General features: G+C 38.1%; 14 protein-coding genes. 1 reads left to right on the plus strand and 13 read right to left on the minus strand.

From position 1 onward, the window contains the following. The first annotated feature begins 228 nt into the window (after nt 1-228). Nucleotides 229-429, plus strand: a complete 201-nt coding sequence (locus tag EWV68_RS08350) for a transposase (RefSeq protein ID WP_414683450.1) — start codon at nt 229-231, stop codon at nt 427-429. Nucleotides 430-791: 362 nt separating this feature from the next. On the opposite strand, the gene EWV68_RS08355 is transcribed toward EWV68_RS08350, so the two are convergent. The 13 genes from EWV68_RS08355 to EWV68_RS08415 form a co-directional block, all read right to left on the minus strand. Further along, on the minus strand, nt 792-2,051 hold the full coding sequence (locus EWV68_RS08355; RefSeq protein ID WP_061432984.1) for a glycosyltransferase family 4 protein: 1,260 nt from the start codon (nt 2,049-2,051) through the stop codon (nt 792-794). Then, nucleotides 2,048-2,770: an FkbM family methyltransferase gene (locus EWV68_RS08360; protein ID WP_061432985.1), complete on the minus strand. Its 723-nt coding sequence runs from the start codon at nt 2,768-2,770 to the stop codon at nt 2,048-2,050. The genes EWV68_RS08355 and EWV68_RS08360 overlap by 4 nt, the downstream gene beginning before the upstream one ends. Before the next feature lie 57 nt (nt 2,771-2,827). Beyond that, a complete protein-coding gene (locus tag EWV68_RS08365; protein WP_287169462.1) occupies nt 2,828-3,652 on the minus strand; it encodes a class I SAM-dependent methyltransferase in 825 nt (274 codons plus the stop codon). A gap of 49 nt (nt 3,653-3,701) precedes the next feature. Further along, nucleotides 3,702-4,655 (minus strand): class I SAM-dependent methyltransferase, encoded by a 954-nt coding sequence (locus EWV68_RS08370; RefSeq protein ID WP_061432987.1) that lies wholly within the window; start codon nt 4,653-4,655, stop codon nt 3,702-3,704. 23 nt (nt 4,656-4,678) lie between these two features. Further along, nucleotides 4,679-5,359, minus strand: coding sequence for a class I SAM-dependent methyltransferase (locus EWV68_RS08375; RefSeq protein WP_287169463.1), 681 nt, complete (start codon nt 5,357-5,359; stop codon nt 4,679-4,681). 65 nt (nt 5,360-5,424) lie between these two features. Beyond that, a complete protein-coding gene (locus tag EWV68_RS08380) occupies nt 5,425-6,492 on the minus strand; it encodes a glycosyltransferase family 2 protein (protein WP_061432989.1) in 1,068 nt (355 codons plus the stop codon). An 89-nt stretch (nt 6,493-6,581) separates the two neighbouring features. Then, the gene (locus EWV68_RS08385; RefSeq protein ID WP_287169464.1) at nt 6,582-7,952 is read right to left on the minus strand and encodes an EpsG family protein; all 1,371 of its coding nucleotides are present in this window, start codon (nt 7,950-7,952) and stop codon (nt 6,582-6,584) included. 67 nt (nt 7,953-8,019) lie between these two features. Next, nucleotides 8,020-9,201 (minus strand): glycosyltransferase, encoded by a 1,182-nt coding sequence (locus tag EWV68_RS08390; protein ID WP_061432991.1) that lies wholly within the window; start codon nt 9,199-9,201, stop codon nt 8,020-8,022. Further along, nucleotides 9,198-10,637, minus strand: a complete 1,440-nt coding sequence (locus EWV68_RS08395) for an MOP flippase family protein (protein WP_287169465.1) — start codon at nt 10,635-10,637, stop codon at nt 9,198-9,200. The genes EWV68_RS08390 and EWV68_RS08395 overlap by 4 nt, the downstream gene beginning before the upstream one ends. Next, nucleotides 10,637-11,170, minus strand: a complete 534-nt coding sequence (locus EWV68_RS08400) for a methyltransferase domain-containing protein (RefSeq protein ID WP_287169466.1) — start codon at nt 11,168-11,170, stop codon at nt 10,637-10,639. The genes EWV68_RS08395 and EWV68_RS08400 overlap by 1 nt, the downstream gene beginning before the upstream one ends. Further along, nucleotides 11,163-11,837, minus strand: coding sequence for a hypothetical protein (locus EWV68_RS08405; protein ID WP_287169468.1), 675 nt, complete (start codon nt 11,835-11,837; stop codon nt 11,163-11,165). The genes EWV68_RS08400 and EWV68_RS08405 overlap by 8 nt, the downstream gene beginning before the upstream one ends. Before the next feature lie 23 nt (nt 11,838-11,860). Continuing rightward, nucleotides 11,861-13,102: a DegT/DnrJ/EryC1/StrS family aminotransferase gene (locus EWV68_RS08410; protein WP_287169470.1), complete on the minus strand. Its 1,242-nt coding sequence runs from the start codon at nt 13,100-13,102 to the stop codon at nt 11,861-11,863. A gap of 250 nt (nt 13,103-13,352) precedes the next feature. Continuing rightward, on the minus strand, nt 13,353-14,201 hold the full coding sequence (locus EWV68_RS08415) for a sulfotransferase family protein (protein ID WP_287169472.1): 849 nt from the start codon (nt 14,199-14,201) through the stop codon (nt 13,353-13,355). Nucleotides 14,202-14,356: the final 155 nt, after the last annotated feature.

The raw sequence follows: 14,356 nt of genomic DNA on the forward strand, positions 1-14,356 counted from the left end.
CCGGCGACTGTTCGAGTTTTGTCAGGGAGATTATGGTGGTGACCCTTGCTACGAAGCGGTCTTTTCCGACCAAGGTTGGGACGGTCTACCACCTCTCTCAATATACAAGGTTGGGTTGAGGCACGAAACCCAACGCCAGTTGCGTAAACACCAATCCAATAAATGTTATTCTAACTTGATGCAATACCGTAGAGCAAAAACACCTGGAGCCACTTTTTTTTTACAGTTGTGACATACAATCGTCACAGAATTTTGTGTGAACCTGAAAATGTGGATTTACTACGAAATGCTTTTAAATATGTTATGCGACAACATCATTTTAAGATTGATGCTATTGTCATTTTACCAGATCACATTCATGCTCTTTGGACATTGCCTGAAACGGATGCAGATTTTTCAACTCGTTGGCGATTAATTAGGGTTTGCTGAAAAAGTTTGTTGGTGGGGTTAGGAGTCAGGAGTCAGGAGTCAGGAGTCAGTAGCCGGTCGTTTCAGGCTTTCTTGCCCTCTTTTTTTGTACCAGTTTATGTAGGGTTTGCTGAATAAAGCTAAAAACCTTACAGGAAAGGGCTTTTAGACCTTTTGGCAATCAAAAAGTACTGGATACGGGACTGATCGGGGGGAAATTCAGGCACTTTTTCCCTGAAAATTAGGTAATTGGCCACCTGAAAATGAGTAAAACCCTACACCCTACACCCCACAGCCTGCCCCCAGGAAAAACTTTTCCAGCAGACCCTATCTAGGGGCTAGAATTGAGACGGGGGCAAAATACTATGGCAATTATAGCTTAACTATCCATTGCTGTGGCCCAAGATATCACCGTATAACTCTAAATATTTTTGTGCCTGTAACTCCAAAGTAAATTGCTGCTCCACTTTTTGCCTTGCCCGAATGCACAATTGGTTATACCTTTCTGTATCTTCTAATACCCAATTAATTCCTTGAGCTAAGTCTTCAATATCGTAGGGATAAGCCAGATAACCATTCTCTTGATGTTCGATCATATCAGGCATTCCACCAATTTTAAAAGCAACAGAGGGAGTTCCACAGGCGAGAGCTTCCATGACTGTATTGGGAAGATTATCCTCAATTGAGGGAGCGACAAAAATATCGGCGGCGGCATAGACTAAAGCTAGGGAAATATCATCATTTAATCTGCCTAAATAATGGGTTTTTAAGCCAAAATCAGGCGGATTCACTGGTTCAGAGGCACCGAAGACCACTAACTCTAATTTATGCTGCCATATTTCCCCCTGACTGAGTTTTTTTATAGCAGGTAGCAGCAGATGAAACCCTTTCCGGTTATCGCTTGTTGCCGTCATAGCACCAAATAGAATAAGCTGCTTATCTTGGGGTAATCCTAAGAGATGGCGAGCAATTTTTTTCTCGATTGGTTTATACCTTTGAATATCTAAGCCATTGGCAATTACTTCTATCCGTAAATCCTGAAATAGAGAACTATTTCTAGCACAATCTGCTAACCATTGACTGGGGGTAACAATAGTCAGATTTAGATTTTTCCAAGCTTGAGATTTTCGCCACCAAACCCAACGAGAAATATCCCCATCTTGCTGACTTTTTAATTGGGGACAATGACCACAGGATTGGGTATAGCGATCACATTCTCCACTATAGTGACAACCACCAGTAAAAGGCCACATATCGTGAGCCGTCCAAACAAGAGGTTGCTTAAATTTGGCTAGGGTTTCAATTTGTAAAAACCCGGCATTAATCCAGTGTAAGTTAATAATATCTGGACTAATTTGGGCTACTCTAGAAACAAGGCGATCGGGAAGCCATTGGATAGAATAAGGCGTTCTTTCTCTTTGAGAATACAATGACAAGGGCAAGTGATCAACCGCAGGTATTAGCTTTGTCCACCCCTTCATTAATTTACTTGCCGGCGATAAAACAGTATAGTCATCACGAGTCTTATCACTAACTAACAGAGTCGAATCTATCCCAGTTTCCCGCAGGCCTTGATGTAAACGATAAACGGCGGCATAGGCACCTCCTCGACCATCAGAATTACTTAGTAAACATACTTTCATGAATTAAAAAATATCCCGTCCATTTGTAATAGTCTTCCAGTTTTTCTATCGGCAAAGTTCGGAACAATTGTGTATAGCTCGTAGCCAAGTTGTCTCATAAACTCTAGCATATCTTCGAAGATCATTTGCTTATCATATAGTGGCACTAAAGACATTTCTATTTGAATCCCTTTAACTAAAGGAAGAATCTGAAAAGCACCTTCAATAACTTGCTTTTCAAATCCCTGTACATCGATCTTCAAAAATATTGATTTAGTATCTTCTGTAATGTAGTATTTGGATAAAGTATCTAGCCGTCTTAATGGTACTATTTCAGAACCACAATAAGCCGATTCAGGAGCCGCTTGCAGATGAGAATCTAACATCGACAATACAGAGCTACTTTGACTATTCCCAGCAATATTAATGGTAATTTCACCTTCTTGGTCTCCCAAAGCAGAGCGAGGAGCAATTTCCCACAAGTTATCTTTCTGGCTAAGAGTAAGTAATTGGGAGTAAGCACTCGATAAAGGTTCAAAGGATACTATTTTGCCTCGATAACCACAGTCTCGCAGAAAACTAGCATACTGTCCACAGTTAGCACCCACATCAAAAATTAGCTCTATCTGATGATATTCCAGTAACCTTCCCATCAGGGCTACTTGTGAAGTATGAAGATTATATCTCTTGACTTCAAATCCCAGTTTTCTGAAGAGTTTTTTAACGATATTTTTTGTCATCTTTTAGTTCTTTTCAAATTAATCAATGTTTTGAAGTTTAATTTAGTGTAGTTATTTCTAGGGTTTCATGGCCTCCATAAATAAAGAGTCTGGTTTGCGAATTTTGCACTCTATCATATCTAAACCGTAACTATTAAAATCTGGTATTCTACTATCATCAGCACGACAAACACGCACATCAATAAATCCCACTTGCTCCAGCAGCCGCTTTAAGGAATAGCGATCATACATCCAAAGATGAATTTCCCCTGAATTCCGAAATATCCCCTCTTCAAAAGATTTTTTAGCTTCATTTCCTGCCACAAGTGCTACTAGATATTTAGCTATGATAATTCTCAGTTTCTGTAAAAACCAAGCGGGATTCTTAGCCATTATTCTCTCCCTCATGGACTTTTGGTGAGCTTGAATTTCCCAAAACTTTTCCGCTTCCGCACCAATTCGATAACGGACGAAATCTTTATTATTAATACTGGGGTTTAGCAGAAAATCTTTCATTTTACCTCCGCCAACACTGCGAACAGTTTGATCATAAAGCTCCAGCATCATCCAGTCATAGTCAGGTTCCGCTTCTTTAATCCCCAAATCGACTTTTTCTAAAGTGGACAAATATTCTCTAGTTATTGCCTCGAGATCAGGGACAACGACTCTTATTATACCCTTACATCTGAGAATTCGGTAACATTCAGTCAGCAGTTTTTTTGCCTCATCTTGTTGAAAGTGTTCTAAGACATGGGAACTATAACAGGCATCAAATTCAGCATCTGGGTAGGGCAAGTTTTTACGAATATCATATTCTCTAACTTCCGGTGAAGATGACGCTATATCAATATTCACCCAAGCAGGATGAAAGGTGGAGCCACAGCCAAAATTCAAGAGTTTCATTAGCTTGCTATATTCGTTGGCAATTCGTCAAAAATTATACGTTATCTATCTAAATTTTACGATAAATACTCACTACAGATATTCCTCGAGGAAATAATTCGGAAGAAATCAAACCTTTAGCAAAAATCTTTCCTATGATTCTACTCACTATATCTAGGATTTTATAGGTAATGCCAAAATCGATGTTCCTTATATCTTTTCCAAGAAACTTAAATAATGCCAATTTGACAATAGTTGTCGCATAAAATGATTTGTGAACTTCTTGTAATGGTTCATGCCAAATTTCTAGATTTTCAATGGAAAAATATTTAGTTAGATTTTTTAAGCTTGTATCAGTCCACCGCGTAACATGATGAGGTGGCATATCAAGAAAAAAGTTGGATACATATTTGCTAAACGAATCATAACTTGGAACTGAATAAATCAATATTCCCCCTGGTTTCAGGCAGGCAATGCTAGATTTTATAAAAGAGTGAACATCTCCTATGTGTTCTAGCACTTGAAAAGCACAAACTACATCATATTTTTGGGGTAAGTAAACAGCGTGATCTTGAATTGATTCATTGATTATGTTAACACCACCCTTAGCTAGGTCTTTTGCTTTGTGACTGAATTCAAGACCTGTATAGTTTTGGCTATCTATCTTTTGAGCAAAAGCTCCTTTTCCACAGCCAATTTCTAAGACAAAATCAGAAGGTTTGATAAATTGACTAGCATAATCATATTCATTTTTTTCTTCCAAGTAATACCAGTCAAATTTCTGTAGTTTTTCATAAAAATCCTCTGATCCTGTTATGATTGGAAAGAAAAAATAAAGATCTGATTCAAGACAGTGGTAAAAATTAACTTTTTCAATACCGCCAAACTCTGAAGCTATATCATAGTTCAGCAACTTCTCATAAAGCTTTACTAAATCATTGACGGCTATTTTCTCAATTAAGACATTTTCTAAGCTACCACTTAAGGGACATGATCCTGCCATAAATTCATTCTGAAATTTCATAATTTTTGCTTTGATTTTTCTAGCTACACTCGCTGTAATACTATTATGGAATCGCGTTTAACTAATTCTAAATCGGGACAGATTATTTTCCACCCTGATTCTAATGCAATTTGACACATTGTTTCTATATCGTTACGAGGCCACCAAATATCATTATCAGGCAGGTTTTTAAATTCAGTAGGTACTTTACCTTTTTTCCAGCTATAGTTATCTAGTTTTTTCCAATTGGCGTACTCATGAACGGCAAACGCGCCTACTTTCATTTTGTATAGTGAGTTACTTAAAATTTCTCGGATTTGATCTACATTGTTATGACACAGAACACCGAAAGACCAAAAGAAATCAATAGTGTTGTTCTCTACACAAGAGAATGAATTATCTTGAACTTGATAACACGATAACCTTCCTTGATACTTTTCTGGCTTCAGCCATTTTTCAACATCTTGAAAATCAACAGTTTTCAGTTGACCATAGGGAATATATTTTAAAATTGCTTTTGACCAAGAGCCTCGGCCTGATCCTAGCTCAAGAACTACTGAATCAGGCTGAATATATGGAAGTAAAGCTTCAAAAAACACTCTTCGATATGAACCACCAATAGCTTGCTCTTCCCTAAATCTCTTAAGATTTGGAATAATTGAAAGAACATTGCCACTATCATAGCCGTAACTGAACTCTTGCATTAACCAGTCTAAAGTTGGCATTTTTTAGCTTATCCTTAATTTAAACTACCGCTTAAAGTTAAGCATAACACAAGATACAGTTTATTTCAAGATACCACCCTGCCCTGCCATGAAGTTGGAAGATGTATTTTCATATAAGTTTTTGAATTCCCGAAAGAGAAGAGTCTAATTCCCTTTCCCCAAGAAAATTCAATGTACTTCTGTGCCAAGCGACGAATTATTCGTATATGTGCCACATTTTCCAAGTACCATCTTCCTTGTAAGTATAATTTTAGCTCAATCCAATCTTTCTGGTAGCAAAGATTCCAAATCCTTTGAGCCTCTTCCCAATCGCCATTAACTACCCAAGTTTGTGCCAACCAAGAGTAAATTCCTACAAGGAGATTTCGCCGTCTATCTGTCAGCATACCTGAATTAGCCAGCATCTGTTCTAGTTGAAGAAGTAAATTTTCATGGGATTTTAGATGTTCTGGCGACCTGGAATTATCTCCAATTGTAATTTTTCTCCCTTTTTTAGTTAATTTTCCTTGTGAAATTCGCCAAAAATAATCAGGTTCAGAAAATTTCTCATACTTAAAATTCATAATTAGAGGACGCAGATGATACTCAAAATCTTGCCAACTAGGAAGATTTTCTTGCCAAGGACCGAGTCTTAGAAGACTGCTGCGCCTCCAGATAGGGCTGCGCCAGGGAATATCAAAAGCAAGAAAGCGATCAATATCATTCATGTCAGTATCAATGTTAAATAGGACTCTCATATCACCTGGTTGATTCTTAAAGAGTACGCAGGGAAAAACGCCAAAATCTAAGTCGGGATGACATTCCATTTCTCGAAGTCTATTTTCTAAAGACCTGGGTGCAAGGCAATCGTCAGAATCCAGATAAATGATATAGTCTCCTTGGGCAACCTCCATACCCTGATTGCGACAAACAGGGGCACCTGATTTTTGCCCCTTACGTTTGAGGTAATGGATTCGCTGGTCTTTCAATCCCATTTGTTGAATTTTTGCTTCGGTGTCATCTTGAGAGCCATCGTCAATTACTAATGCTTCCCAATCTTTAAAAGTTTGTTTTTGCAGTGAGTTTAAAGCTTGCTGAAGCAAATCGCTCCTGTTTAGCGTCGGAATAACAATCGATATGACTGGTGAGTTCATTGGTTTCCTCCTCGTTTATTTGCTCTATTCTAATAAATTTCTAACCTCAATGCCGATTTAATTCGATTACATTTGTTTGATATAATCAATTAATTCGGGGTAGCATCAATAAAGAATTTAATGTAGTCAAATAAATTCATTTGTAAAGGTTGTCCGCCAAAAAATATGTGTTCTTCACCCATGAGCCACCCTTGGGCAAGCTGGATCAAGAAGGTTCTAATATTATACATAAACATGAGTCCCACAAAAATAAAAGCTATAATATTTAAAGGCTTAATTTTTGTTAGCTTACTTTCTATTATAAGCGCATAAAAAAGTCCGTTCATCGATAACAACAAAAAACAAGCTCTCCAAGCAAATCCCGTATTTACAACAAAAATATAAACAATAAATTGTATTGAAAAAATAATAGTTAATGCTAATTTTTGAGTTGATATATTTTGTTTATCTAAGATAGATATCACTCCTCCAATCCCCATAAATAACCAATATGTTATAAGGATAATACTCAGACCTGCACCCTCATTATATTTTTCATAATAGATACTTCTTGTTTCCACAGTACGGGCAATATCACTGAATCCTAACTCTTGTACAAAAGATATAATGGGACTTAGAGAAGATATTCCTATGAAAAATCCTAGTAGAGCAACTATAAGAATCAATCCCAAAATAGATATAGCTAACATCCTATTTGTTTTTTGGTTTTTCCTTATTTTTATGTTTTTTAAATTGAAGATTTTTAGGAAAGATATTTGGGGTTTAGTTATGATTCTCAAAAAAACTAAAATAGCAACATATATAAAGTTTGAGAAATGAGAAAAAGCCGAAAGAAATAAGAAAACAAAAAAAGAAATCCCAGATGATTCAATAGTGGTAATAGCTGCCATTAAAAAAGTATTAGACAAGGCTTGTCTCATGACCTGCATCTGAAAATAATAGGCTGGCGTTGAGAAAACTAGCATCAGTAAAATTGGATAGTACTTTGCCGATAGTCTTTTGCTAATTACAAAGACAACTAATGTATTAATAATAAGCGCGTGATTAAATAAAAACGCATAAGCAGCTCCATTAGTCAAGTAATAAACAGGATAGGCAAGTAAATATATAATAAATTCAAATCCAGCCCCAAATGATTCTGCTGCTTCAAAAGGAGTAATGCGGTCTAATTGTTGATAGTTTGCGATATATCTTATAAGATCTAACTTAACTGAAACAGAAGAAAAGAAAACACTAACTGTGAAGACAACTAAGATTAATAATAGGTTGTTGAGAAATATCTCGCTTTTGCTTTTCTTGCCAGGTTTTAATAAATTCAATTGGACGGATAAAAGTAATGGAAATATCCCAACTATTGGTACCACAACCCAAACTGCTAAGGCGAAAAACAGGAGAACAACACTGTAGTTGCTTAGATTCTGAACTTTTTTGGCGGCTAATACTCGTTCTTGAGTTAACATTTTTATCATTAGAGAACCGGGAACATTATATGATGAATCATAGAGGACATAATTTTAGTTTGAGCAATTAACCGGATTTGATATTAAGATAAAGTTCTGCCAACCTTACTCCCTGTTTCTCGGCATCATATTCTGCTTCTATATGTTTGCGCCCAGCCTGAAGCATAGCATACCACTGTTCAGGATAATTGACTAGCTGTTGCAAATGAGCTACCAGTCCAGCGACATCTCGCTCCTCTGCCAATAAGCCAGTGATGCCATTGAGAATCACTTCGGGAATGTCACAGTGAGTAGTGCTAATGAGCGGCATTCCTGTGGCAGCCATTTCGATCAGGGAAACAGGAGCACCACCTTCGGTATCGCCGTGACTAGCGGTGATGCTGGGGGAGAGAAAGATATGGTGTTGGTAAGCTTCTTCAAATAAAACCTTATGGGGTTGATAACCCAGTAAGCGGACTTTTGACTGGAGATTGTACTTTTCAATCGTTGCCAGAATTGCCTGTTTTTCTGCCTGACTGCTAGGGACATTCCTGGCATCACCGATAATTGTAATTTGCAGGGGGACTTGATACTGCAATTGACCTAAAGCTTCAAGAGCGTAGGGGATACCTTTCTTTTCGGTAAATGTTGCAGAGATCAGGACTCGCAGGGGTTCAGGAGGGTTCCACACTCTGGGCTGAAAGGCGATCGCTTTTACGCTGACGCCGAGATGGTGAACTTTCACCTTATGAGCAGGACATCCTAGCTTGACGATGCACTGAGCCATATGGGAACCTTCACAGAGAATGAGATCGGCGTGGGCAAAGAGCTTCTGATACCGAGTGCGCCAGCGAGGATCTTGATTGGGCAGGTAATTAACATCGAGTCCATAAAAGGTGACTGCGTGCTTGAGTCGAGCCTGATTAGCGGCTTCAATATTTGCCCAGCCAGTCATGCCAAAGTGAGAGTGGAGGATAGTAGCCCCTTTCTGTTGGGCGATTTCTACCAGCCATCCCAGATGGCGGCGCAACCGCAGTTTTCGCAAGCCTTTATCCCAGAAATAGCGCCATTTCGGGGCATCCTCCAGAGAGTGAATGTTAGGCAGCCAAAACTGTTCCAGATTTTCTGTCCTCTCGCAGACGATATGATTTTCTACCTCATCAGGCAAGTAACGCACTTGGTTATACATCCAAGTTTGCGTCTGTGGTAGCCAGACTGGAAAAGTATGGATGACGGTTATTTTGGCTTTGTCTAACAATTGAGCATTCATTTTTTCACGCCTATCATGTCGAATAATTGCTGAATCTGTTTTCGGTTGAGCCACCAGCTAGCTAACAGGTAAGTGATGCAGCCGATAGGTACTGAGATCCCTAATACCCAGCCACTGGCTAGATTGGCAGGCAATAAAAATCCTACCACCAGAAGCAACCCTAGCATAATTAGGCTGGCAACCAGGGGCCGCCAGAGGACTGCCCCCAAGTCTCGCACTGGCAAATTTATCAGGCGAAACGGAATAGCAAAATTTGGATAAGCCAAAATTAAAGTTGCGATCGCATAAGCTGAAGCCACGCCAATAATACCCCATTGCAAGCCAATCACAAAAGCTATTACTGCCAATGTTCCAGAAATAATTCCCCATCGAAACAACCAGTCTGTCCGACCCTTGACCTGGTAGATTATGCCTATCGTTGTTATCACCGATTGAAGTATTCCTACAGGGGATAGGATCATCAAGAGTAAAATTACAGGTTGCCACTGCGCCCCGAAGAATGTCAAGGCAAAGGGTTTAGCTAATGTCCAAAGGCCAACCATCATTGGAAAGGAGATCAAGGCAATAGTGCCGACCACTCTAAGATAGGCCGCCCTGAATCTAGCATCGTTATTTTGAATTTGAGAAAATACAGGAAACATTACTCGACCAATTACCGCAGAAATATTTTGCAGGGGGTAAAGCATAAGACGATAGGCTAGGGTGTAGTACCCCAAGTCTTGAGAGCCTAAAAACCTTCCAATAAGTAGATAATCTGCGTTTCTTGAAAAATAGTTAAAGATACTAAATCCAGTTAAATGTAGGCTGTAACTGCTAATCTCTCTGACTTCACTCCAATCAAACATGATTTTGGGTTTCCATCGAGTTGCTAACCAAAGTAGAACTGTTGTCACGGTGACTAATGTCAAAGTTTGAGAAACCAAGCTCCATACTCCAAATCCCATGACTGCCAAACCAATGCCGAGAAAAGATGCAGCAATCACAGCACTAATCTCTATCTTGGCTAAGGTATTGAAAGCCAAATTCTTCTCTAAAAGGGCTTTTTGTGAAATACTGATGCTAGAAAGCAAGAAATTCAGTGAGAGAACTCTAAGGACTGAAGTAACTCTCGGCTCATGGTAAAAACTTGCAGCAACTGGAGCAAATAACAAAAGAATCGCCATTGACAAGACTCCAAAGGCTAAATTGAGCCAAAAGATACTATTGAAAAGAGTATTAGAAAGCTCTTTGCGTTGGATGATTGCTGATGATGTCCCCAAATCCAGAAAGAGTCCTATAAATCCGATGACAATGGTCGCCATTCCCACTAAGCCAAAATCAGAAGGTGAGAGTAAACGGGCAAGAATAGCAGTAGTAATAATCTGCATAAATTGCCGACCCACTTGGGAAACTGAAGACCATTTGATCCCAGATGTAGCAGAGTTTTTAAGAGACATCAAGGCCTCCTCGCTAGGACAGTATAACTTGCAGTTTCCTGTGGATGCTTATCATACTTGTCCAAAAATGGTGAAATAGTCTGTCCCAACCACCATATCGGCAGCCAAAAATACTTAAGAGGTCCACGAGCAAAGCGGAGTGTGTGGTAATTGAACTTCAGTACCCACATTTGCCAAAAACCTGTATTTTCTTTGATTTCAATATCAACAAAACCATTCTTTTTTAGTAGATACTCTAATCCATAACGAGTATAGCGAAAATAGTCATTTGGTTCTTCATGTACGTGCCACATAAACGGCACAGTAATAAATATTCTGCCGTTTGACTTGAGGATTCTGTAACATTCCGACAAAAAGAAATCTGGCTCGGTTAAATGTTCCATTACCTGGAAAGACACGACAGTATCAGCACAATTTTCTTCAAAAGGAAGCTGATTACAGAGATTAGCAAAAACATCCACATTATCTTGATTGTGTAAGCTATTCTGCCAATCAACACCAATATTTTGAGTTAAAAAATCAATTTTATTCATTTTGTTTAAATCGCTCTTCACCACTTTTTGCTGGATTGCCTGAAATGATCGAATTGCTCTGAAAACTTTTAGGGGAAACTACACTATTTATGGCAACAAAGCAATTATCCGGAATATAAGTACCTGGCAAAATAACAGAGTTTAATGCAACCCCTGTGTTTCTACCGAGATATACTGGTCCCTCAACTAAACATTGCCGCTCAGGGGAAACCATTGGTCCGAAATGAATCTCTGAATTAGCTGGATTTTTTCGGGATCTGTAGTGATGGCTAAAAGCATAAACTTTACAATTAGCTGAGAAACCGCAGTCATCAGAAATGTAAACCCCTGCTGATATTCCAGAAATGATACATCCAGAACTAACATGAACATTTTTTCCTATATATACAACTCCAGGTTCGCCTTTAAAATTTTTGTTTTTCAAGTAAATTTTTTCTCTTTCTGATTGATCTAAACCTGCCATTATAATTACATATTTATCAATCCAACATTTGTCATCTATCATTATATAATCTGGTTTTTGAAAATAAACACCCGTATCAATTTTTACATTTTCACCCAGGTACTTTAATTTTCGTTTCCAATACCTATACCTCAGTATAAATCCAATTTCGCCGGGCAGATAGGAAATTATCATTAGCCAAATATTAGTTGGTAATTCTCTCAAAAATGTCAATTTCCTAATCATAGTCAGATGATTAAACATGGAAAATTAATACACTGCTTAACTGCTCGATCCGCATTCGGACAATCATCAACATCCTGAGAAGGATGAATATTACGAACAAACCAAACACCAGGAATAATCCCTAAATCTTTAAATGCCCACAATGTGTCTCGCTTTTTCTCAGGTTCTACTAGAACAGGATAGCGCAGATAAATTGGAACTGAACCATCAATTACCCTGGGTTTCTCATAACCGTTTTCCTCACACCACTGCTCCCAATACCTAGCAGTTTCTCGTCTGCATTGGTTGTAACGATCAATTTTTTTTAGCTGATTGATTCCAATAGCAGCAATCGGTGCTGGCATTTTCCTACCGTAGTGAGCAGGACGGATACCTTGTTCCTCCTCACGGGTAGTCGAAATCAGACGCTTATCTCCATATAACGCACTATATAAATCTCCTAATAACCAACGGCGGGAATGTTTGAACTGATAAAAGTCCAAAATTACGTTATGTAACTGCTTGTCAATCCAATTTTTATCTGGAAGAGGTGCTTGCTCATAATATTCTTGAAGCCTTTTTCCCAGTCGATCATCATTGGTGACAGCTATACCTCCCTGAATAGTATTCAAAACCTTAGACCGTTCGCTGCTGTAAAAAGCAACATCGCCAAGATTACCAACCTTGCGCCCCCTATATTCGGCTCCTGTAGCATGAGTACAGTCTTCAATCACCTTCAAACCATGATATTTTGCCAAATCAAGAATAGCTTTATAATCGCGGCAAACTAGCCCGTAAAGATGATGTAACAGAATGGCGCGTGTATTAGGAGTAATTTGCTTCTCAATCTCGCTTACGTCTAGTCCATAGGTGTCGAGTTCAATATCACAATAGACTGTTTTAATTCCAGCAAAGTGAAAGGCATTGGGGACGACAACACAGGTATAACCGGGCAAAATTACCTCATCTTCTGGCTGCAAATTTAGTGCATAAATGCAGGCACTCAGAGCAACTCGTCCCCCCATAAAAGCAAAAGCATATTTTGAACCATTCCAGCGTGCAAACTGAGTTTCATACTCACCGACAACTTTTTGCTCTCCCCAATTTGATGTGTCTGATAGCCACTGTTTAGCGATTTCTAGATCGTCAAAATCTAAAGTCATGGAAGCTAGAGAAGGGGTTGTTAATTTTCTAGCCATGAGTAATTTCAGTACATTATTTGCCTGATTTTTACCTAGTCTAACCAAAGTTTTGGTCCAGTTCATTCTCAACATCCTCATCAGTTAACTTCGCCCACAGATAATAAATGCGGTACTTCTACTGACATCTTACCATATTTTTTTACTCTTTCTTCCCAATAGTCTAAAAGATTAAGATTTTTATTGGGTTGAAAATATAAATAAGTTTGAATAGTAATTTTTTTCAAATATTTTTTTATCCAGGAATAAAGCATTGATTTTTTGTCCTTAAATTTAAGTTTATTTTCAAAATTTAGCTGTGATTGCCCTGAGAATCCTATTCAAGCAATTCCCAATCTTCTATTCTACGTCCTAAAAAATCAAACAGTTTCTCATTGTCTTCAGAATAAATTTCATATAGCTTACGGATAGTTGATTGACTAGGATAGGGATACTTTGTCTTGGGCAAATATCTTTGAAGACGAAGAATAAAATGTTTAGCAAGTGGGATATAATAAATCAACATTAAGGCAATTATTGGCACATCAGAAGTATTAACCTTTTGATCGAGTCCTTGAAATTTAAAATTATTATCTATATTTAAAAATTCGCAGGTTTTTTTCAGACCAATTACAGGATCTTTAACAATATCTTCTTCAAATATAAGAATTAGTATCTGGCTGGGAGTAAAGTATTCCTGATAGTCCTCAATCTGACGAAAATATCTCCCATAATCAATGACTCCGTGTCCCTCAAGCAAATAATGTTTTTTCCCTATTAATAACTCATCAATATTATTAAAATTTAAAGGAGAAATTCTCCCCGAACGGATAATATGATGAACGGCAGAAATAGCTCTCTTCACAGGATTTCTAAGTACAATAATTAGCTTGGCATCAGGCAAAATTGAGTGTATATTCTGGTGAACGTTGGGTAAATGCCCCTCACATCCCTGTCCATTTGCCCACAAGTAGTCAGGCGTTTTTTCTCCAATAGCTTTTTGATTTTTTGCTTCCTCAAACTGCTCTTCATACCATGAGAGTCCTTTTTGGAAATTATAAGATTTATCAAAATAGTGAATTTCTCTTTTGGGCATAAATACATCTGGATGCTTTTGCAGTTGTTTTGCTAGCCAGCTTGTACCTGCCTTTTGAGAGCCTATAATCAAAAAATTTGGGAGAGTCATTTGAATAATTACCTGTATTTTTTCTCATTCTAGATTATTGGCTCTTCTGGTTTTCGTGTGTTAATTTTTGTTATGAATTAAAGCAAGCAAACAGCTTAAGTCGAAGATGTTGAAAATTGGTAAATCCATAACTCATTCTTTTAATAAGCTTTATT

This window comes from Microcystis sp. M_QC_C_20170808_M9Col (assembly GCF_007095495.1).
GTDB lineage: Bacteria > Cyanobacteriota > Cyanobacteriia > Cyanobacteriales > Microcystaceae > Microcystis > Microcystis aeruginosa.